This is a genomic window from Nonomuraea bangladeshensis (assembly GCF_039529455.1).
GTDB classification, from domain to species: Bacteria; Actinomycetota; Actinomycetes; order Streptosporangiales; family Streptosporangiaceae; genus Nonomuraea; species Nonomuraea bangladeshensis.
Genome location: NZ_BAAAMV010000005.1, coordinates 671,886 through 691,856, shown reverse-complemented (window position 1 = coordinate 691,856; position 19,971 = coordinate 671,886). Strand labels below are relative to the sequence as shown.

At 71.6% G+C, this 19,971-nt stretch carries 22 protein-coding genes, 2 tRNA genes and 1 other RNA gene; 13 read left to right on the top strand and 12 right to left on the bottom strand.

Annotation, left to right across the window (positions count from 1 at the left end; translation table 11 throughout):
• Positions 1–6: 6 nt before the first annotated feature.
• From ABD292_RS19145 to ABD292_RS19135, 3 genes are all read left to right on the top strand, one after another.
• The gene (locus ABD292_RS19145; RefSeq protein ID WP_344208941.1) at positions 7–480 is read left to right on the top strand and encodes a tRNA adenosine deaminase-associated protein; all 474 of its coding nucleotides are present in this window, start codon (positions 7–9) and stop codon (positions 478–480) included.
• Positions 481–524: 44 nt separating this feature from the next.
• Positions 525–962 carry a tRNA adenosine(34) deaminase TadA gene (gene tadA / locus ABD292_RS19140; protein ID WP_344209112.1) on the top strand — a complete coding sequence of 146 codons (438 nt, stop codon included), beginning with the start codon at positions 525–527 and terminating at the stop codon, positions 960–962.
• A 10-nt stretch (positions 963–972) separates the two neighbouring features.
• Positions 973–1,059 (top strand) — tRNA-Ser (locus ABD292_RS19135).
• A gap of 51 nt (positions 1,060–1,110) precedes the next feature.
• Here the strand turns inward: ABD292_RS19135 and ABD292_RS19130 are convergent.
• The 4 genes from ABD292_RS19130 to ABD292_RS19115 all read right to left on the bottom strand — a co-directional run bounded on the left by ABD292_RS19130 (position 1,111) and on the right by ABD292_RS19115 (position 3,640).
• Positions 1,111–1,848: a DUF4352 domain-containing protein gene (locus ABD292_RS19130; RefSeq protein WP_344208939.1), complete on the bottom strand. Its 738-nt coding sequence runs from the start codon at positions 1,846–1,848 to the stop codon at positions 1,111–1,113.
• Between the two features lie 115 nt (positions 1,849–1,963).
• Positions 1,964–2,260 carry a type II toxin-antitoxin system VapB family antitoxin gene (locus tag ABD292_RS19125; protein ID WP_344208937.1) on the bottom strand — a complete coding sequence of 99 codons (297 nt, stop codon included), beginning with the start codon at positions 2,258–2,260 and terminating at the stop codon, positions 1,964–1,966.
• Between the two features lie 48 nt (positions 2,261–2,308).
• Complete coding sequence (gene ypfJ / locus ABD292_RS19120) at positions 2,309–3,163, bottom strand: KPN_02809 family neutral zinc metallopeptidase (RefSeq protein WP_344208935.1); 855 nt, start codon at positions 3,161–3,163, stop codon at positions 2,309–2,311.
• 84 nt (positions 3,164–3,247) lie between these two features.
• Positions 3,248–3,640, bottom strand: coding sequence for a hypothetical protein (locus ABD292_RS19115; protein ID WP_344208933.1), 393 nt, complete (start codon positions 3,638–3,640; stop codon positions 3,248–3,250).
• A 202-nt stretch (positions 3,641–3,842) separates the two neighbouring features.
• Here ABD292_RS19115 and ABD292_RS19110 point away from each other — a divergent pair, with 202 nt between their 5' ends.
• Together ABD292_RS19110 and ABD292_RS19105 are read left to right on the top strand one after the other, a co-directional pair.
• Positions 3,843–5,072, top strand: coding sequence for a serine hydrolase domain-containing protein (locus ABD292_RS19110; RefSeq protein ID WP_344208931.1), 1,230 nt, complete (start codon positions 3,843–3,845; stop codon positions 5,070–5,072).
• Positions 5,073–5,107: 35 nt separating this feature from the next.
• Positions 5,108–5,542, top strand: coding sequence for a hypothetical protein (locus ABD292_RS19105; protein ID WP_344208929.1), 435 nt, complete (start codon positions 5,108–5,110; stop codon positions 5,540–5,542).
• Here the strand turns inward: ABD292_RS19105 and ABD292_RS19100 are convergent.
• Genes ABD292_RS19100 through ABD292_RS19090 form a run of 3 tightly spaced genes read right to left on the bottom strand, consistent with a single transcriptional unit; the run spans position 5,520 to position 7,556 of the window.
• Positions 5,520–5,999 (bottom strand): GNAT family N-acetyltransferase, encoded by a 480-nt coding sequence (locus ABD292_RS19100; RefSeq protein WP_344208927.1) that lies wholly within the window; start codon positions 5,997–5,999, stop codon positions 5,520–5,522. The genes ABD292_RS19105 and ABD292_RS19100 overlap by 23 nt on opposite strands.
• Positions 6,000–6,036: 37 nt before the next feature.
• Complete coding sequence (locus ABD292_RS19095; RefSeq protein WP_344208925.1) at positions 6,037–6,495, bottom strand: NUDIX hydrolase; 459 nt, start codon at positions 6,493–6,495, stop codon at positions 6,037–6,039.
• Positions 6,492–7,556, bottom strand: coding sequence for a threonine aldolase family protein (locus ABD292_RS19090; RefSeq protein ID WP_344208923.1), 1,065 nt, complete (start codon positions 7,554–7,556; stop codon positions 6,492–6,494). Before ABD292_RS19090 ends, ABD292_RS19095 begins: the two co-directional genes overlap by 4 nt.
• Before the next feature lie 145 nt (positions 7,557–7,701).
• Between ABD292_RS19090 and ABD292_RS19085 the strand changes: the two genes are divergently transcribed.
• Complete coding sequence (locus ABD292_RS19085) at positions 7,702–8,676, top strand: NADPH:quinone oxidoreductase family protein (protein WP_344208921.1); 975 nt, start codon at positions 7,702–7,704, stop codon at positions 8,674–8,676.
• A gap of 16 nt (positions 8,677–8,692) precedes the next feature.
• Here ABD292_RS19085 and ABD292_RS19080 read toward each other — a convergent pair whose 3' ends face one another.
• The 4 genes from ABD292_RS19080 to ABD292_RS19065 form a co-directional block, all read right to left on the bottom strand.
• The gene (locus ABD292_RS19080) at positions 8,693–9,478 is read right to left on the bottom strand and encodes an ArsR/SmtB family transcription factor (RefSeq protein ID WP_344208919.1); all 786 of its coding nucleotides are present in this window, start codon (positions 9,476–9,478) and stop codon (positions 8,693–8,695) included.
• Between the two features lie 197 nt (positions 9,479–9,675).
• A complete protein-coding gene (locus ABD292_RS19075; RefSeq protein WP_344208917.1) occupies positions 9,676–10,266 on the bottom strand; it encodes a DUF6461 domain-containing protein in 591 nt (196 codons plus the stop codon).
• Between the two features lie 81 nt (positions 10,267–10,347).
• Positions 10,348–11,151 carry a hypothetical protein gene (locus ABD292_RS19070; protein WP_344208915.1) on the bottom strand — a complete coding sequence of 268 codons (804 nt, stop codon included), beginning with the start codon at positions 11,149–11,151 and terminating at the stop codon, positions 10,348–10,350.
• A gap of 86 nt (positions 11,152–11,237) precedes the next feature.
• A tRNA-Ser gene (locus ABD292_RS19065) sits at positions 11,238–11,322 on the bottom strand.
• A 118-nt stretch (positions 11,323–11,440) separates the two neighbouring features.
• Here ABD292_RS19065 and ffs point away from each other — a divergent pair.
• Positions 11,441–11,536, top strand: an RNA gene (gene ffs, locus ABD292_RS19060) — signal recognition particle sRNA small type.
• 31 nt (positions 11,537–11,567) lie between these two features.
• Positions 11,568–13,931 (top strand): DNA polymerase III subunit gamma and tau, encoded by a 2,364-nt coding sequence (locus tag ABD292_RS19055; RefSeq protein ID WP_344208913.1) that lies wholly within the window; start codon positions 11,568–11,570, stop codon positions 13,929–13,931.
• 170 nt (positions 13,932–14,101) lie between these two features.
• Here ABD292_RS19055 and ABD292_RS19050 read toward each other — a convergent pair whose 3' ends face one another.
• Entirely contained in the window at positions 14,102–15,613 is a 1,512-nt protein-coding gene (locus ABD292_RS19050; protein WP_344208911.1) for a helix-turn-helix domain-containing protein, read from the bottom strand.
• 349 nt (positions 15,614–15,962) lie between these two features.
• Between ABD292_RS19050 and ABD292_RS19045 the strand changes: the two genes are divergently transcribed.
• The 5 genes from ABD292_RS19045 (at position 15,963) to ABD292_RS19025 (ending at position 19,900) form a co-directional block, all read left to right on the top strand.
• A complete protein-coding gene (locus ABD292_RS19045; protein ID WP_020543009.1) occupies positions 15,963–16,313 on the top strand; it encodes a YbaB/EbfC family nucleoid-associated protein in 351 nt (116 codons plus the stop codon).
• A gap of 2 nt (positions 16,314–16,315) precedes the next feature.
• On the top strand, positions 16,316–16,915 hold the full coding sequence (recR, locus tag ABD292_RS19040; protein WP_091088194.1) for a recombination mediator RecR: 600 nt from the start codon (positions 16,316–16,318) through the stop codon (positions 16,913–16,915).
• Entirely contained in the window at positions 16,908–17,462 is a 555-nt protein-coding gene (locus tag ABD292_RS19035; RefSeq protein WP_344208908.1) for a DUF5063 domain-containing protein, read from the top strand. Before recR ends, ABD292_RS19035 begins: the two co-directional genes overlap by 8 nt.
• Before the next feature lie 108 nt (positions 17,463–17,570).
• Complete coding sequence (locus ABD292_RS19030; protein ID WP_344208906.1) at positions 17,571–18,845, top strand: aspartate kinase; 1,275 nt, start codon at positions 17,571–17,573, stop codon at positions 18,843–18,845.
• Positions 18,842–19,900 (top strand): aspartate-semialdehyde dehydrogenase, encoded by a 1,059-nt coding sequence (locus tag ABD292_RS19025; protein ID WP_344208904.1) that lies wholly within the window; start codon positions 18,842–18,844, stop codon positions 19,898–19,900. Before ABD292_RS19030 ends, ABD292_RS19025 begins: the two co-directional genes overlap by 4 nt.
• The last annotated feature ends 71 nt before the right edge of the window (positions 19,901–19,971 follow it).

Sequence of the window (19,971 nt, the reverse complement as noted above, 5' to 3'; positions counted from 1 at the left end):
GCGGACATGGCCAACACCTTCTCTGCGGCCTTTGTGCGAACCCCCGACGGCTGGAGCGGTGCCGAGGTCGATCTGAGCGAAGCTGAGATCGTCGACGACTTCGGCGACGCCGTGACGGAGACCCTGGGGCTGACCGGCGACGAGCTCGCCCTCCTGTGCGTCGAGGTCGAGGACGAGTGGTTCGCCCTCGTGCGCTACCGCGGCGACGACGAGCCCCGCGTCTTCCTGTCCGACGTGCACGCCATCGTCTCCGACCGCCTCGGCGAGCTGTTCGCCGAGTTCGCCGGCGTGGCGCCCGACAAGGAGGGCAACAGCCTCGGCGTGCGCCCCGCGGGCGACTTCGAGCTGCTGAGCGACCTCGGCGTGAGCTCGGAGGAGCTGCTGGAGCTCAGCATGGAGGAGGGCCTGCTGCCGGCCGACATCCTGTCGGTGATCGCCGAGCGGCTGTCGTTCGCCGACGAGCTCGACCGGCTGCGCTGAGCCGCGCCGTCCCGAGGTCCTGGCGGGTGACGTACGAGGAGGCCATGCGTCTGGCCCTGGCCGAGGCGGCGGCGGCCGCCGCCAGGGACGAGATCCCCGTGGGCGCGGTCGTCCTCGACGAGCGCGGCGAGCCGCTGGCCACGGCCGGCAACGACCGTGAGTCCACCGCCGATCCCACCGCGCACGCCGAGGTGCTCGCGCTGCGCCGGGCCGCCGCGGCGCGCGGGGAGTGGCGGCTCACCGGGTGCACGCTCGTGGTGACCCTGGAGCCGTGCACGATGTGCGCGGGAGCCGCCGTGCTCGCCCGGGTGGAGCGCGTGGTGTACGGGGCCGTGGACGAGAAGGGCGGGGCCGTGGGCTCGCTCTGGGACGTCGTACGCGACCGCAGGCTCAACCACCGTCCCGAGGTCGTCATGGGAGTTCTGGCGGAGGAGTGCTCCGGCGTACTAAAGCGGTTCTTTGCCACTCGCAGAATCCGGTAAGCTCGTTCGCGGTGGTGTCGCCTAGTGGCCGAGGGCGCACGCCTCGAAAGCGTGTGATGGGGCAACTCATCCGTGGGTTCAAATCCCACCACCACCGCTCCTCATCGAAGGGCCTCCGGACGACCGGGGGCCCTTCGGCGTTCTCCCGTCAGCCGAGCCGCCACTCGCCCTTCTGGGTGGCGAGGCCGCCGTCCAGAGCGAACCTGTACGTCGCCGGCGTGGCCGTCTCCGGGATCTCGAACACGAGCGCGCCCCTCCTGCTCTCGCCCACGCCGATCGTGACCGCGCCGGCGCCGTCGAACGACTGCGCCTCGCGTACCCGGGCGGTCGGGTTCGCGCGGTATTCCTGGCCCGCGCCGTCCACGAGCAGCGCGCCGGTGCCGAGGGTGTCGCTGTAGGCGGACTGGCCCTGGTTCACCAGCGCGAGCTGGACGGCCACGTAGCGGTTGCCCGTCGCCGGCTTGAACAGCTCGTCCGCCGGGGTGGCGGGGGAGACGAGCTGCTCGACGGTGACGGCGACGCTCACTCCCGGGTCGGTGCCGGTGAGGGTGAGCGGCTGCCCGAGCGCGGCGGCGGCGGACTGGTCGCCCTGCGCGGGCTGCGACGGTGACGGCGTCTGGCTCGGGTCCTGGTCGAACAGGACGTCCGGCGCGTCGTCGCCGGTCCTCGCCTCCGTCGCGTGCCGGGCGGCCACGCTCGCCTCGCCGGCGGTGAGCACGAAGTAGACCGACCCGGCGCCGCTCAGCAGCAGCAGCGGCAGCCCGATGGCGAGCAGCAGGATCAGCGCGAGATTGCCCCGGTCGGGCGGCATCGGCTCCGGCGGATGCCCGTACCCGTCGTAGCCGTACCCATATCCGTAGGGCGGCGGTGGCGGCGGGTAGGACACGGCGCTCCCTCAAATGATGTTGAAAGGCTCTGCTTCGACGTCCGAGACACCCTCATGGTTGGCATAACAAAAGAGAGCCGCGTTTCGCGACTCCCTTTTTCGTGGCCTTTGCGGCTCAGTCGGGCAGTTCGAGAACCCGCGCGTGCAGGATGGACCGCTGATGCAGGGCCGCGCGCAGGGCGCGGTGCAGACCATCCTCCAGATAGAGCTCGCCCTGCCACTGCACCACGTGCGGGAAAAGGTCCCCGTAGAAAGTGGAGTCGGCGGCGAGCAGCGAGTGCAGGTCCAGCATGGCCTTCGTGGTGATCAACGAGTCGAGCCTGACCTGCCGTGGAGGGATCTGCGCCCATTCGCGGTTGGTCAGACCGTGGTCGGGATAAGGGCGTCCGTCGCCGACTTGCTTGAAGATCACCCTGCTGATTTTAGGGCGAAATCGGATTCCTCGCGCTGAGTGGCGGGATCAGCCCAGCTTGGACTGCGCGCAGTCGGCGGGTCCGCCGTTCTGGTAACCGCGCTGGAAGGCCGCCACGCGCTGCTGCGAGGAACCGTGCGTGAACGATTCGGGATCGACCCTGCCCTGCGAACGCTGCTGAATTCGGTCGTCACCCACGGCGGCCGCGGCGTCGATCGCCTCGGCGATGTCGGCGTCCGTGAACGGCTTCTCGTAGAAGCCGGTCTCGACCGCGTTGCGCGCCCAGACGCCGGCGTAGCAGTCGGCCTGCAGCTCGACGGGGACCGAGCTGTTGCCGTTGGAGAGCTGGCCGCTCAGGTTCTGGACGTGGTGGCCGTACTCGTGGGCGATCACGTACGCCTGCGCGAACGGCCCGCCCTTGGCCCCGAACTGGCTGTGGAGCTGGTCGAAGAAGCTGAGGTCGAGGTAGACGCGCCGGTCGTTCGGGCAGTAGAAGGGGCCCACGGCCGAGTCCGCGGCGCCGCAGCCGGTGTTGACGCTCTGGGTGAACAGCACGGTCCTGGCCTGGCTGTAGTCGCCGCCCAGCTCGCCCTTCCAGTAGCTCTGGATGCTGTTGACGACGCCGACGACCCGGCAGCGTTCGTTCTGGTCGGCGTCCTTGCCCGTCTTGCACTGCTCGGACAGGTCGGCCGCGGGCCGGCCCTGGGAGGGCTGGCTCTCGCCGCCGCCGCCTCCGCCGACGTTGTTGAGCACGAAGACCAGCACCAGCACGATGAGGCTGACGATGCCGCCGCCCCCGATGACCATCCCGCCGGGGAAGCCGCCCGCGGAGAAGCCGCCTCCGCCTCTGCCCGCGTCCTCCACCTGGGAGGCGTCGAGGTCAACCTGGTCCTTGAAGTCCATCGCCAACAGTCCTTCCGGGGGTGCCGACGGACAGACACTTCCCAGAAGGAGACGTTAGATGCAAGCGGGCGAGGAGGCCTGCGGCTAACGGTCGAACCAGGCCGCCGACTGGCGGGTGAACAGCAGCCACACCACCGCCGCGGCCAGCGCCATGTTGGCCAGCGTCCCGACGCTGACCTCGCCGAGCAGCGACCAGAGCCCGTTGAGCACCAGCAGCGACTCGACGACCAGCCCGGCCACGCGCACCCAGCGCCGCCGCGAGGTCATCCGGGAGGCGGCGAACCCGATCAGCAGGATCGCGCCGACCGGCACGGCGAACAGCAGCACCGCCGCCCCCGCCGCGTCCGCCTCCATCCCGCCCACGAGCGTGAGCAGCAGGAGCAGCCCGACCGTGCCCAGCCCCGTCTGCACCCACATGCAGATCCGCGCGAGGGACACCGGCTGCGGGATCGCCTCGACCCGGTACGACTCGGCCATACGCGTTCATCCTCCGGGAGGGGGTGGGCCGGACGTCTCGATCGTAGGTCGCCAGGTCGTCGCGGCGATGGCGAGGCGACGAAGACGGCATAACGCCTGGGAAGCGCGGCGTCAGCGGCCGTGTCAGCCCCGCGACGGTCCCGTGTCAGCGCGCTCGCCGAAAGTTGGTCCCACGCGAACGACACATGACGAGGAGATCACGGTGGAACACGGCAACAACGGCTTCTCCGCGGCGGGACTGCGCAGGCTGCGCGGGGTGCTGGAGCGGCATGTCGAGTCGGGGAAGATCCCCGGCCTGGTGGCCCTGGTCGGCCGGGGCGACGAGACGCACGTCGAGGCGATCGGGACGATGCGCCACGACGGCGGCGCGCCCATGCGCAGGGACACCATCTTCCGGATGGCGTCCACGAGCAAGCCGGTGGCGATGGCGGCGGCGATGATCCTGGTGGACGAGTGCCGGCTGCGGCTGGACGACCTGGTGCAGGAGTGGCTGCCCGAGCTGGCCGACCGGCGGGTGCTGAGCCGGCCGGACGCGCCGCTGGACGACACCGTGCCGGCGCGGCGGCCGATCACCGTACGGGATCTGCTGACGTCCACGTTCGGGCTCGGCATGGACATGACGCTGCTGAGCGCGCCGATCATGGGCGCGATCATCGAGAGGGGGCTCACGCCCGACCTGCCGGTGCCGATGCCGGGGCCGGACGAGTGGATGCGCCGCCTGGGCGAGCTTCCGCTGGCGTCCCAGCCTGGTGAGCGCTGGCAGTACCAGATCAGCCACGACGTGCTCAGCGTGCTCGTCGCGCGGGTCACGGGCGGGTCGTTCGAGGCGTTCCTGCGTGAGCGGGTCTTCGAGCCGCTGGGGATGCGGGACACCGGCTTCCACGTGCCCGCCGACCAGATCGAGCGGCTGCCGGTCCTGTACGCCCCCGACCCGGTCACGGGGGAGTTCCACGTCTGGGACGAGGCCGAAGGGGGACGGTGGAGCCGGCCTCCGGCGTTCCAGGGCAGTGGCGGCGGCCTGGTCTCCACCGCCGACGACTACCACGCCTACTTCACGATGCTGCTGAACAAGGGCGTGCACAACGGCGAGCGGATCCTGTCCAGGCCGGCCGTCGAGCTGATGACCACCAACCGGCTCACGCCCGAGCAGAACGCCGCCCGCAACGCCCTGGCCACCGAGAACGTCCACGTGTCCTTCGGGCAGGGGCAGCACGGCGGCTGGGGCATGGGGATGGCGGTGCGCACGTACCGCGGCGACTACGCGCCCGTCGGCCAGTTCGGCTGGGACGGCGGAAGCGGCACCTCCACCTACGCCGACCCGGTCAACGGGGTCACCGGCATCCTGCTCACCCAGGTCGGCATGTCCGTCCCGAACTCGGCACGGCTGATCCACGACTTCTGGACCACGCTCTACCAGGCCGTCGAAGACTGACACCCCACCCTGCTCGACAGAAGGAGAACACCACCATGTCCGTGACCCTCACCGACCAGGACAAGCTCACCCTGCGCACCGCCGCGTACGGCGCCGTCACGCTGATGGCCGCGGCCGACGCCGCCGGCCGGCCCCACAAGGCCGCCACCAGCGGCTCCATCGCCCTCTACTCGGCGACCGGCCTGGTCGGGCACGTGCTCGCCGAGAAGTCCCGGGACGTCGAGCTGAAGGGCAGGTCCGTGGCCGCGCTCGCCGACCACGTGCTGCCCGCGCTGACGGCGGCCATGGGCCTGCTCAGGCGGCAGGACCCGGCGGAGGCCGACAACTTCCGCGGGACCGTCCTCATCGCGGTCGAGACGGCCGCCCGTGCTCAGCGGGGCGAGCCCAGCCCCGCGACGGCCGAGATGGCCCGCAAGATCACCGCCGCGCTCGACGCCGCCCCGGGCGTCAGTGGCACCACTTCACCATGATCAGGCACGGGTTGCCCGGCCACAGGTCGTCGGTCTCCTCCAGCGGGAGGAAGCCGACGGCCCGGTAGAAGGCCCTGGTCCGCGCGTAGCCGGGATCGGGATGCCGCGCGCCGAGGGTCTTGACCTGGAGCATCCGGCAGCCGTCCGGCCGGACCTCCGCGATGACCGCGTCGACCAGCGCCCGGCCGACGCCCCGCCGATGCCAGGACGGAGCGACCGCCATCAGATGGATCTCGGCCGTCTCGGGGAAGTGCCGCTCGTGCAGCAGCACGCCGACGGCCTCCCCGTCCGCGTAGGCGACGAGGCCGGGAAGGCGCTTCGCCGCCTCGACGTAGCCGGCGTTCGCCTCCGGCATCCCGAACCACGACGGCAGCTCATCGAGGAGCCTCGCGGTGACCTCCGCCAGCTCGGCGGAACCTGTGACACGAGCTATGCGGTACGCGGCTGCATCGTCCACGTGAGGATCGTGACACCGCGGCCGCCGCCGGCGCACCTCATTTCCGCCCGCCCGGCCACCTCTGGAAGGTCAACTCGGCTCCGGGGCGGGTGAGGCAGTCGAGGGCGGGTTCGCGTACGTGGGCGGCCCCGTTCGCGCACAGGCGGGCGACCGCCTCAGCGACAGGGACCCACTCCGCCTCCAGTACGTCGCCGTCCGGATCCTCGCAGCGGAGCTCCCCGTGGTGCCGCGTGACCTCGAAGTACAGCGCGGTCAGCAGGCCGGGAGGCGGCGCGCCGGGGTTGCGGAGCTGCACGACGCTCAGGAGGCGGAACGGCGGCTCCGCACTCAGCCCGGTCTCCTCCCGGAGCTCGCGGACCACCGCCTCGTCCGCGAACTCGCCGGTCTCCACCATGCCCCCGGGCAGGTCCCAGGCCCCGTCCCGCTGCCGTACCAGGAGGACCTCGGCGTCCCTGCGGACCACCGCGGTGACGGCGAGCGCGGACAGAGCCTTCACGGGCGCCATCTTGCCGCGCGGGCCAGCAGGTCGTGGATGAGGGCGACCACCTCGTCCGGGGTGAACTCCATGGCGTTCTCGCCGACGGTGACCTCGAACGCGCATCGGCCCGGCTCGGACGCCGGACGTACCCGGCCCCAGAGCTGGACGCCGTGCTCGGCGAGGATCTCCTGGCCGGCCTGCTCGACGGCGCGCCGGTCGGCGGGCAGGTGGACGTGGAACAGCGGGGTCTGCGGCGGGTCGGGGTGGACGCGGGCGGCGCCGTCGGCGTTGATGGCGGCCGCGAGAGCGATGGCGTGCTCGCGGTACGCGGGCATCCGGCCGGCCAGGGTGTCGAGGTGGACCAGCGCCGCGAGCGCGAGCGGCCACGCGTCGCCGATGCCGCCGCCGAGCCGCTGCCGCCACACCGCCGCCACGTCCACGGTGGCCGCGTCGGAGGCGAGCACCGCGCCCCGTACGCCTTGCAGGCTCTTGTAGAGGGAGACGTAGACGGTGTCGAACAGGGCGGCGATCTCGTCGAACGGCCGCCGGTAGTAGCTCTGGGCCTCCCACAGGCGGGCGCCGTCCAGGTGGGTGGCGGCGCCGGCGGCGCGGGCGAGCGCGGTCTGCTCGCACAGGTCGTCCCACTCGGGCAGCAGCCCGCCGAGGTCGCGCTGCGGCAGCTCCCAGACGACCGCCGCCGGCGGCTCGCCGACCGCCGCCGCCAGGTCCTTCGCGGTCATCAGCTCGTACGGGTCGCCGGCCCGGCGCAACGTCAGACCGTGGACGGCGTTGTAGCCCTGCTCCTCCCACACGTCCAGGTGTGTCTGGGGGTGGGCGGCGAACGTACGTCGGCCGCGCCGGTCGGCGTGCACGCGCAACGCGGTCTGCTGGGCCATCGTGCCGCTGGGGAAGAACAGTGCGCGCTCCTTGCCGAGCAGGTCGGCCAGCCGCCGTTCCAGCACCGCGACGGGGCCTTCCGGGCCGTCGGGCGGCGTGTCGTCGTCCACCAGGGCCAGCATGCGCTCCAGCATCACGCGGGGCCGGCGCCGGTTCGGCGCGTGCAGGAACAGCGACCGCATGGGACTCTCCCTCTTATTGCGAATGATGTGCAACAAGCAGCATAGAGAGCCACAGGGGGCCGGGCACGGCCGCCCGCCGGTGCGTTAGCTTGCCATCCACGAGGCGACATCGACATCGGCATCGACAGAGAGGCGGGAGCCGGCCATGCGCGCTCTCCTGTGCACCGACACCGGCGACCTGACGAGCCTGGCCGTCCAGGAGGTGCCCGACCCGGCGCCGGGGCCCGGCCAGGTGCTCGTGCGGGTGGAGGCGGCGTCGGTGGACTTCGTCGACACGCTCATCGCGACGGGCGTCTACCAGATTCCGGTGCCGAGGCCGTATGTTCCCGGCAACAACGTGGCCGGCGTCGTGGCGGCCGTGGGGCCGGGCTGCTCCCGGTTCGCGGTGGGCGACCGCGTTCACGGGATGGCGTTCGTCGGGGCGTTCGCCGAACGCGTCTGCGTGCCCGAGGCCCAGTTGCGGCCCACGCCCGGCGGGCTGTCCCCGGACCTGGCGTGCCTGACGGGGAGCACGTACCGCACGGCGTACGACGCGCTGGTGTCCACCGCGCGGATCCAGCCGGGCGAGGACCTGGTGCTTCTCGGCGCCGCCGGAGCGGTCGGGTCGGCGGCCATCGGGATCGGCAGGTCCCTGGGCGCCCGGGTGATCGCCTGCGCGGCCGGCGCCGCGAAGCTGGAGTTCTGCCGGGGCCTGGGCGCCGACGAGCTGGTCGACTACAGCGGCGGCGATCTCAAGAGCGCGCTCAAGGAGCTGTGCCCGAAGGGCGCCGGGGTCGTGCTGGACATGGTCGGGGGCCCGTTCTCCGAGCCGGCGCTGCGCGCCACCGGCTACGGCGGCCGGTTCGTCGTCGTCGGGTTCGCCACGGGCGAGATCGCGCGTGTCCCGCTCAACCTCGTCCTGCTGAAGGGCTCGATCGTGACGGGCTACGAGATCGGCGACTTCGAGCGCCACCACCCCGACGAGGCGGAGGCCAACCGCCGGGCCCTGGAGTCCCTGCTCACCGACGGCCGGCTCAAGCCGCCCATCACCGGCCGGTACCGCCTCGACCAGGCGGCCGAGGCGATGAGGACCGTCGCGGGACGCGCGAAGCTCGGCATGACGGTCCTGGACCTGACCTGAGGCCGATCCTCGTTGATCAGCCGGGCAGAGGGGCGCCGGTCTCGAGGAGGGTCTTGAGACCGGAGATCACCTCGGGCCATCCCACGCTGACCATCTGCGCGGCGGTGCTGCCGGGTTCGAAGCCGTCGTGGACGACGGTCAGCTTGACCTTCTCGCCGACCGGCTCGATCTCGAACGTGACCTTCGAGCGCCGCTCACCGGCCAGCTTCCCGAGGAACTCCTCGTCCCACCCGAACCGCTGCCCGAGCTCCGGCGTGAAGGTGTGCCAGGTGTACGACAGCCGGCGGTAGGGCTCGGACTCCAGGACGACCTGCTCGGGGTCGCTGATCACCACTCCGTGGTTGTCCCAGGTCATCTCGGACCCGGGCGCCCAGTCGGTCTTGAACGTCGTCGCCCAGTAGCGCTCGGTGAAGGCGGGGTCGGTCAGCGCCTGCCACAGGCGTTCGGGCGTGGTGCCGATGTAGGTCGTGTAGACGAACTCGGGCTTGTCCATCGGGGTCTCCTCCAGAACTCTCTTCAGATCGGCCAGGGCATCGACCCGGGGCTGGTCGTAACGGCTGATCCAGCGTTCGGCGATCTCGCTGACGGGCGCGGCGTTGAGATAGTGCAGCTTCTCCCGGCCCCGCCACACGGTGGTCACCAGGTTGGCCGCCTCCAGCACCGCGAGGTGTTTGCTCACCGACTGCCGCGCCATGTCCAGCCCGGCGCACAGCTCGCGCAGGGTCTGCCCGTTACGGGCGTTGAGGCTGTCGAGCAGCCGCCGGCGACTGGCGTCGGCCAGTGCCTTGAATACCTCGTCCATCACGCCACTCCAGATATGCAGCCGATTGGCTGCCTTTTCACCTTAGGCAGCCGTTCGGCTGCATGTCAATGCGCGCCGAGAGAGCGGGATGAGAAGAGCGCAGCCCCGCCGCGCACCGACTGGCCTGCCTACCTCGATCGACGCAAGGCCGAGTTCCAGCGGGAATCCGGCTCAGAAGCTTGACGAAGCTCCTGGTGTCACAGCGCTTCCGCGCCGAGGAACCGCAGGTTCCGCAGGGCCGTGGAGAGCGAGAGGCCGGTGATGCTGCTGGCCAAGGCGAACGAACTCTCCATCGGGTGGTCGATCCCCGGACCATCGATGTCGTGGTCGGGATCCAGCCCGACCTCGTGCATCTTCATGACGAAACGGTCTGGATCACTGCCCGATCGCTCTTCTGGGAACATCGGGTCGAACGAGACGACCCGCGTGCCGTCGACGATGTAGGCGAAGGCGTCCTCGGCGTATTCGTGGCAGCAGACCGACACGACCTCGGTTCCTCGCGAGACCCGGCCGTAGATCGTGTCGTCGACGGCCATCCGCCATCCCCCAGGCTCGATGACCACGGTCCAGTCGCCGACTCGGGCGGCTCCGATGTAACCGGCCGAGTCGTCCCTCATGCTCTCCGCCGAGCGAAGGTCCACCTCGCCGAACGTCACCCCTTCTTCCATGGTCTCCTCGTCCACGCCGAACCGGCGGAGGACTTCCTCCGGGGAGAGATCGCGGACGAAGGACACGCAGTAGATCTCCCCTAATGTCTCGTAGCCGGGAAAACAGGGTGCCTCGGCCATGGTCGATCCATCCTTAGTGCGTGAGCGGCATGGTCGCAGCAAGGGCTGACAAACGGCTTCGAAGGCGCGCGGAACTCCGGCTCAGATCCAGAGGTACAGACCCCGACCGGCGCGTACGACCGGGTCCAGCCAGCCGAAGAACTCCTCCACCCACGGGTCCCGCCTCCGTTCCTCCGTGACCGGCAACGAAGGCAGGCGGCGCTTGAAGGCGCCCGGCACCGTACGGCTGAACTCCAGCGCGGCCCGGCCCAGCAGTGCGCCGTGCGCCGTCACCGCCTCTTGGTGCCCCTGCTGGCCGGGCGTCGCTCTGTCGTCGCCGGCGGCGCGTGGCGGCGGGCCGGGGGCGGGGACGACGGGCGGGGGCGGCAGGGCGAGCACGCGGCGGCGGGCCTCGATGAAGGCGGGTTTGCGGGTCCAGGCGTTGGTGCGGCCCTCGGTGGCCTGTGCTGCCGCGAGGAGGTCGGCCTGGGTTTCGGTGAGCAGGCGGCTCGTTTCCCACGTACGCAGCCGGTCGTGGTAGTGACGGAACCCGCCGGCGGTCGTCTCGGCGTACCAGTGTCGCCATCTGGCCGACCACTCCGCCAGCTCGTCGGGGAGGAGCGTCGCCCAGGCCGCATCCCGCCACTCGGGGGGAAAGAGGGGGTTGACGCCGATGACGGCGACTCGATGGGGGTTGCCCAGATCGACGATCAGCAGCGAACGCAGCCGCTCGTCGAGGTCGCGCCACCGGGCGAGGGCCGTGTCGTGGTCGATCTCTTCTTCGGGAGCGGCGGCGCGGTGCGTGTGACCGAGTGCGTGAGCCAGGCGCGTATGGGCACGTGCCAGCTCGCCGAGATCCTCCCGTGCGAGGTCGCGTAAGGCCGCGGGCGCCCAATCCGTACCCATGGTCGGCGATCGTAACGTGACTGGAAACGACGAAGGGGCCGACTGGGTAGGGTCGGCCCCTTCGCGTTTACTGCCTCAACCAGGCGCGGAGGATGGGGGATTTGAACCCCCGATAGGTTGCCCTATACACGCTTTCCAAGCGTGCGCCCTCGGCCACTAGGCGAATCCTCCGCCGACGAGCTTACCGGACTTCCAGCGGTGTCCAGACCACCTTTTGCGCGTTGATTGCCAAAGGCTCGCGCGAGGGCTGGAGGTGGAGCGAGCACTGCCGGGTCCGGCTAGACTGTCCTAGGACCCCTCGCGCGGCGTCATCCTGTGAACCTCCCCAGGGCCGGAAGGCAGCAAGGATAAGCGGGCTCTGGCGGGTGTGCGGGGGGTCTCTTTCGTTAGAGCCCCCTCGCAGGCGGGATGGTCGCATGAGCCTTGCGCTTTATCGCAAGTACCGGCCCGGGACCTTCGCGGAGGTCAAGGGTCAGGAACACGTCACCGACCCGCTGCGGCAGGCACTTCGCACCGGCCGCGTCAACCACGCCTACCTGTTCAGCGGCCCGCGCGGCTGCGGCAAGACCTCCAGCGCCCGCATCCTGGCGCGTTCGCTCAACTGCGAGCAGGGCCCGACCCCCGACCCGTGCGGCGTCTGCGAGTCCTGCGTCGCCCTCGCCCCCACCGGCCCCGGCCACCTCGACGTCATCGAGATCGACGCCGCCTCGCACGGCGGCGTGGACGACGCGCGCGACCTGCGCGAGCGGGCGTTCTTCGCCCCCGTCTCCGCGCGCTTCAAGATCTACATCATCGACGAGGCGCACATGGTGACCCGCGAGGGGTTCAACGCGCTGCTCAAGCTCGTCGAGGAGCCTCCGCCGCACCTGAAGTTCATCTTCGCGACGACCGAGCCCGAGAAGGTCATCGGCACGATCAAGTCGCGCACACACCACTACCCGTTCCGGCTCATGCCGCCCGCGACGCTGCGCGCCCTGCTGGAGGAGATCCTCACCTCCGAGAGCGTCCCGTTCGAGCCGGCCGCGCTGCCGCTCGTCGTACGGGCCGGGGCCGGGTCCGCGCGTGACTCGCTGTCCATCCTCGACCAGCTCCTCGCCGGGGCCGAGGAGGACGGCATCACCTACGCCAAGGCCGTCTCGCTGCTCGGCTACACCGACGGCGACCTGCTCGACGAGGTCGTCAACGCGTTCGCCGAGCGTGACGGCGGCAAGGTGTTCCAGGCGGTCAACCGGGTCATCGAGGGTGGCCACGACCCGCGCCGCTTCGCCGCCGACCTGCTCGAACGCTTCCGTGACCTGGTGATCCTGGCGAACGTCCCCGAGGCGGCCACCAGCGGCCTGCTCGACCGGCCGGCCGACGAGCTGGAGCGGCTCGTGCAGCAGGCCGCGTCCATGGGGCCCGCCGAGCTGACCCGGGCCGCCGAGGTGTTCAACGCCGGGCTGACCGAGATGCGCGGTGCCACGTCGCCTCGGCTGCTGCTGGAGCTGATGTGCGCCCGGGTGCTGCTGCCGGGGGCCGCGCAGGGGGAGGCGGCGCTGCTGGCCCGTCTCGAACGCCTTGAGCGCGGCGGCACCGTCGCCGCCATGGCCGCCCGCGCCACGGCCGCGCCCAGCGCCCCACCCACGGCCGCGCCCAGCGTCCCAGCCGGTGGGGTCGTGATTCCGCGGCCCGGCGCGGCTTCCGCGCGCCTGGCCGCCGCGGGGCCCGCCTCCGGCGGTGGTTCCGCTGCTCCGGCCCCTGGCGGGCCGCAGGTGGACGCCTCCCCGGATCAGGCGGCCTCGGCGCACGCGGGTGGCGGGGCTTCGGCTGGTGACCAGAGCTCCGTCTCCGCACCGGTCGCGGCGGACGACTGGCCGGAGCCGGCTCGTCCCGGCGCACCGGCCGCCACGTCCGCTCCTGCCGCGCCCGCGCCGACCGCTCAGGCTGCGCCCGCTGAAGGCGGGCAGGCCGGGGCCGGGGCGGCGGTCATGCAGCAGCAGTGGCCCGCCGTGCTGGCGGCGCTCAAGCAGCGCAGCATCGTCGTCTGGGCCAACGTGAGCACCAACGCCCAGGTGGCGGGCGTCGAAGGCAACGTGGTCACCCTGGGGTTCAGCCAGGTCGGCGCGATGAAGAACTTCACGGGCGGAGGCAAGGACGCCGTCGTGGCCAGCGCGCTGAGCGACGTGCTCGGCGGGACCTGGCGGGTGGAGGCGGTCGTGGGCAACGGGCCGCCGCCGTCGCCGTCGTCCGGGCGCGGTGGCGGGCGTCCGCCCGCGCAGCCGGCTTACAACCCGCCGCCCGCGCCCAACGTCCAGAGCCCCCCTCCCGCCCAGCAGGGCGGGGCGGGGCACCAGGGCCGTACGTCCTCGCACGCCGGCTCCCAGGACGACCAGGGGGCTCAGGACCCCGGGCAGCCTCCGGCGGCGGCCGTCGCGGTCTTGGCTCCGGCGCGTCCCACCACGGACGAGTCCTGGCCCGACGCCCCGGACGACCCCGGACCTAGCCTGCCGCCGTCGCCGGACCCGACCCGTACGGTGCCGGTCGGCGCCACGCCGAGCGCCGGTCTGGCCGCCGCCCGTTCGGCCGCCAAGGCGGCCGCCCAGGCAGGCCCCCGGTCGTCGGGAGGCCGGGGCGGAGCGGCCGCCTGGCCGGACGTCGTCCCCGGGCGCGCCAAGGGGCCGGACGCGGACGAGGTCGACCCGCTCAACGACGCGGACGCCGACGTGGACGCGGTCACCGGCATGGCGCTCCTGGAACGCGAGCTGGGCGCCCGCGTGATCGGCGAGATCGACCACACCTGACGGCCCCGCGATCGGCGCATAGACGGACCCGCGCCGCTTCGATCGGCCATGTCTGAAGGTCCGGCGTCCCCTCTGCCGGCTGCACCTGACGGGCCCGCGCCCCCTCAATTGACCACGCCCGAACGCCCCGCGGTCCCTCTGCCGACCACATCTGACGGGGCCGTGCCCTCTCAAGGCAGGAGGCGGGTGCGGGCGGCGGCGGCGCGGGCGTCCGTGGGGTGGAGTGCGGCGAGGCGTTCGAGGATCTCGTAGTCGTCGCGGCCGTTGCACGTCTGCGCGTACGCCCACAGGTGCTCGGGCGAGCCGTGGCGGAGGAGGCAGGCGCGGACCTGGGCCTCTAGCTCGTCGCGTTCGCGGCGGATCTCGGGTGACTCGGAGCGCGGCAGCAGGGGCCCCTTGTAGGCGCGGGCCAGCGCCGCCGCGTCCCTGGCGGCCAGGCTGCGGCGCAGGACGAGGAAGTCGGCCTCCACCGGGCAGGCCAGCCGGTACGGCTTGGCGGAGACGGCCTTGCCGAGCTGCGCCCGCAGCCGGTGGATCTCGGCCCGGATGGTCACCGGGTTGCCCGCGTCGCCGTACACGTGGAACGACAGCTGCTCGGCCGTCAGCCCGTGGGGGTGGAGCGCGAGGAGGGCCAGGATCTCGGCGTGGCGGAGCGACAGGGCGCGCTCGTGCTCGCCGAACGTGATGGACGGCACGCCCTCGCCCAGGAACGACAGGGTGAGCGTGGCCGGCGCGGCGGCCGGGACGGTGCGAAGGAGGTAGCCGTCGGAGAACGGCTCCAGCACGGCCACGCTGCCGTCGCGCAGGATCATGCGCTGCCCGGACGGCCTCGGGCGCTCGCCGCCGGAGGCGGGCAGCCGGAGCAGGCCGCGCCCGCCCCCCGGGAGGCGCTCCGAGGGCGGCGCGGTGTCGTCCCAGAGCGGCACGCGCTCGCCGAGCCGCCCGCCGGGGTCGCCGGAGATGACCCGGCCGGTGGGGGAGAGCAGGACGCCCGGCCGCACCCGCAGCGACTCGTAGCGCCGCCGCAGCCGCTCGTCGCGCTCGTGCATACGCAGCGCGAGCTGGCTCTCGGCGAGCTTGGCGGCCGCCCCGACGAGGGCGACCGTGGCCGGATGGAGCGAGCGGGAGAGGCCGCTGACGTCGACGCAGCCGATGATCCGGCCGGAGTCGGGGTCGGTGATCGGGGCCCCGCTGCACGACCACACGCGCAGCACCCGCATCAGGTGCTCCTCCGCGTAGACGTGCACGGGACGGCCGGCGGCGAGTGCGGTGCCGATGCCGTTGGTGCCGACCGCGGACTCGACCCACTCGTGCCCGTCGGACAGTCCGACCCGGTCGGCGCGGTGCAGGACCGCGGCGCCGCCGTCGCGCCACAGCACCCGGCCCTGCCCGTCGCTGACGATCATGATGTGACCGGTGTCGCCGATCAGGCCGGAGAGGGTGGTGGCGAGCAGCGGCAGCAGGGGGTGCAGCGGATGGGCGCGGCGGAGGTCGTCGAGCTGGGCGGGATCGCAGACGAGGGGCGCGCCGGCGGCCTCGACGTCGACTCCGGCGGCCAGGGAGCGGCGCCAGGAGTCCCGGATGAGGTCGCGGGGCGGGTCGGCCCAGGCCCGGCCGGTGGCCGCGGCTTCGTGGGGTCCGCGGAGAAGGCGGGAGCAAGCGTCGGGAGGGGCGTAACTCATCGGTCACTCCAAGTAGTCACCTAGAGCATCCGCCCTGCGGCCGGGCTGCGCAACCCGATCGTGGATGGCGGAGGGTGTCCGGACGAGCGCAACGTGTGTGCAACGTTGGATCGCCTAGCGTTCTGGCCCGACGCGTCGGCGTGGTGCGGCCGCTCCGCCGGCGTGATGGCCGGGTCTCGGACACTGGAGGGGGGCCGGGATCCGGCCAATAACACCACGGTCAGCACCACGGTCATGGCCCGCGAGCGGGCCGGTGACGAAACATGGGGCGTCCCGCAGTGCATGTCGCCGCCCAAACACCGTAGGCTCGTGGCAGTCACGAACGCGGAGCCACGAGGAGCGCACGACGGTGAACCCAGGGGATGTCAACCTGCAGCAGCTGCTGGAGCAGGCCCAGCTCATGCAGCAGCAGCTCGTGAGCGCCCAGCAGGAGCTCAACGACGCGCAGATCGAGGGCTCATCCGGCGGTGGCCTGGTGACGGCCGTCGTCAACGGATCGGGCGAGCTGCTGGAGCTGAAGATCGACCCGAGCGTCATCGACGCCGCCGACCCGCAGGACACGGCCGACACGATCGCCGACCTGGTGATCGCGGCGGTCCGCGACGCCGTGCGCGCGGCGGCCGACCTGCAGCAGGAGAAGCTCGGCCCGCTGGCGCAGGGGCTGGGCGGCGGCGGCCTCGGACAGTTGCCAGGGTTCTAGGCATGTACGAAGGGGTCGTCCAAAACCTGATCGACGAGCTGGGCCTGCTGCCCGGCGTCGGTCCCAAGAGCGCGCAGCGGATCGCGTTCCACCTGCTCGCGGCCGATCCAGCCGACGTCAAGCGGCTGGCGCACGCGCTGCTGGAGGTCAAGGAGAAGACCCGCTTCTGCCGGGTGTGCGGCAACGTGGCCTCCGAGGAGGAGTGCCGCATCTGCCGCGACGCGCGGCGCGACACGCACGTGATCTGCGTGGTCGAGGAGCCGAAGGACGTCGTGGCGATCGAGAAGACGCGCGAGTTCCGCGGCACCTACCACGTGCTCGGCGGCGCGATCAGCCCGATCGACGGCATCGGCCCCGACGACCTGCGCATCCGCGAGCTCATGACCCGCCTGGCCGACGGCCGGGTGACCGAGCTCATCCTCGCCACAGACCCCAATCTCGAGGGTGAGGCGACGGCGACCTACCTCGCCCGTCTGGTCAAGCCGATGGGCATCAAAGTGACACGACTGGCCAGCGGGCTGCCCGTCGGCGGCGATCTGGAGTACGCCGACGAGGTGACCTTGGGCCGCGCGTTCGAAGGACGGAGGCTGCTGGATGTCTGACGAGTGGAGCACGCTCGCCGAGGAGATCTCCAGGCACGCGCAGGACTACGTGGACGGGCTGACGAGAGTCGCCGGCGGCGAGGGCGGCGACGCCATCTGGTCGCTGCTGCTGGTCGAGGTCGCTCAGGTGAGCCTCGCCGGCGCCAAGCTCGGCGCCAACCGTGACGTCATCCTCTCCGGCAACTACGAGCCGCCGATGAGCGAGGACCCTGACATCGACGGCGTGCGCACGGCGCTGGCCGAGCGGCTCGGGCCGGTCGACGACTACGCGGAGGTGTTCGACCCGTACAAGGACACGGGCGTCACCCCCTACCGGCTGTCCGACGACCTGACCGCGGTCGCCGCCGACCTCATCCACGGCCTGCGGCACTTCCGCGCCGGGCGGCCGCACGAGGCGCTGTGGTGGTGGCAGTACTCCTACTTCAACACCTGGGGCAACCACGCGGGCGCCGCGATGCGGGCGCTGCAGGCGCTGGCCGCGCACTCGCGTCTCGACGTGGCGGAGGAGTCCACCCTCGACGCCGCGGGGGAAGCGACCGCGGTCTGAAAGGCCCGCAGTTACCGGGCATATCGGTCCACATAGTGGTATGACGCAGCAAGAACATGAGACGACCCAAGTAGACTGGCAGCTCAAAGTCCGAACCGGGAGACTCTCGTGGCGCTCGTTGTGCAAAAGTACGGTGGTTCGTCCGTCGCCGACGCGTCCTGCATCAAGCGGGTCGCGCAGCGGATCGTCGCGACGAAAAAAGCCGGCAACGACGTGGTCGTGATCGTCTCCGCGATGGGTGACACGACGGACGAGCTGCTCGACCTGGCCGAGCAGGTGTCGCCGCTGCCTCCGGGCCGCGAGCTCGACATGCTGCTGACCTCGGGCGAGCGCATCTCGATGGCCCTGCTGGCGATGGCGATCGCCAACCTCGGCCACGAGGCCCGTTCGTTCACCGGCTCGCAGGCCGGCGTGATCACCGACTCCACGCACGGCAAGGCGCGCATCATCGACGTGACGCCCGGCCGCATCCAGGAGGCGATCGCCCAGGGCCACATCGCGATCGTGGCCGGGTTCCAGGGCGTGTCGCAGAACACCAAGGACATCACCACGCTGGGCCGCGGCGGCTCGGACACCACGGCGGTGGCGCTCGCGGCGGCGCTCGACGCCGACGTGTGCGAGATCTACACCGACGTGGACGGCATCTTCACCGCCGACCCGCGCATCGTGCCCCCGGCCCGCCAGATCCCCAGGATCTCGTACGACGAGATGATGGAGATGGCCGCCTGCGGCGCGAAGATCCTGCACCTGCGGTGCGTCGAGTACGCCCGCCGCTTCGACCTGCCGATCCACGTCCGGAGCTCTTTCAGCACCAAGGAAGGGACGTGGGTCGTCTCCGACCCTTACACCGAAGGAACCGAGATGGAGCAGCCGATCATCTCCGGCGTCGCGCACGACCGGAGCGAGGCCAAGATCACTGTTGTCGGGGTGCCCGACAAGGTCGGCGAGGCTGCCTTCATCTTCAAAACGCTGGCCGACGCCGAGATCAACATCGACATGATCGTTCAGAACGTCTCGGCCGCGGCCACGGGCCGCACGGACATCTCGTTCACGCTGCCCGCCGCCGACGCCCAGACGGCGCTGAGCGCGCTGAAGAAGATCCAGGAGCGCATCGGGTTCGAGTCGCTGCTCTTCGACGACCAGATCGGGAAGGTGTCGCTGATCGGCGCGGGCATGCGCTCGCACCCCGGCGTCACGGCGACGTTCTTCGCGGCCATCGCGGACGCGGGGGTCAACATCGAGATGATCTCGACGTCCGAGATCCGCATCTCAGTGGTCGTCGGGCAGGACGGCGTCGACGCGGCCGTGGCGGCCGCGCACCGCGCCTTCGATCTCGACGCCGACCAGGTGGAAGCAACGGTGTACGGAGGTACCGGACGATGAGCAGGCCCAATCTCGCGCTGATCGGCGCCACCGGTGCCGTGGGCACCGTCATGCGCGACATCGTGTCGACCCGCGAGGACATCTGGGGCGAGATCCGCCTCGTGGCCTCCCCGCGCTCGGCCGGCAAGGTGCTCCAGGTGCGCGGCGAGGACGTCGTGGTGCAGGCGCTCGCGCCCGAGGTGTTCGACGGCATCGACATCGCCATCTTCGACGTGCCCGACGAGGTGTCGGCCGTGTGGGTGCCGATCGCGGCCGAGCGCGGCGCGATCGCCATCGACAAGTCCGGCACGTTCCGGATGGACCCCGACGTGCCGCTGGTGGTGCCCGAGGTCAACCCGCTCGACGCCCGTCAGCGTCCCCGCAACATCATCTCCACGCCCAACTGCACGACGCTGTCGATGATGGCGGCGATGGGCGCGCTGCACGCCGAGTACATCCTGACCGAGCTGGTCGTGGCCTCCTACCAGGCGGTCTCGGGCGCGGGCGTGGCCGGCTCGGCCCGCCTGTACGACGAGGTCGAGGCGCTGGCCGGCGACCGCTCGATCGGCCAGGCGGCCGGCGACGTGCGCAAGGCGCTGGCCAACAAGCTGCCCGAGGAGTCGCCGTTCCCCGCGCCGATCGCGTTCAACGTGGTGCCGTGGGCCGGCTCGCTCAAGGACGACGGCTGGGCCTCCGAGGAGCTGAAGCTCCGCAACGAGTCCCGCAAGATCCTCGGCATCCCCGACCTCAAGGTCTCGGCGACCTGCGTCAGGGTGCCGGTGATCACCACGCACTCGCTGGCCGTGCACGCGCGCTTCGAGCGCCCGATCACGGTCGCCGACGCGCACCGCGTGCTGGAGGCGGCGCCGACCGTGGTCCTCATGGACGACCCGGCGGGCGGCGTCTACCCGACGCCGCTCGACGTGGTGGGCAACGACCCGACCTACGTCGGCCGCGTCCGTCAGGCGATCGACTTCCCCAACACGCTCGACCTGTTCGTGTGCGGTGACAACCTGCGCAAGGGCGCCGCGCTCAACGCGGCGGAGATCGCCGAGCTGGTGGCGGGCGAGCTGTAGTCGCGCTTCATTGGTGGACGTCGCACGAGCGGTGCGGCGTCCACTCGCGTTCACGTCCACCGTCCGGGTCC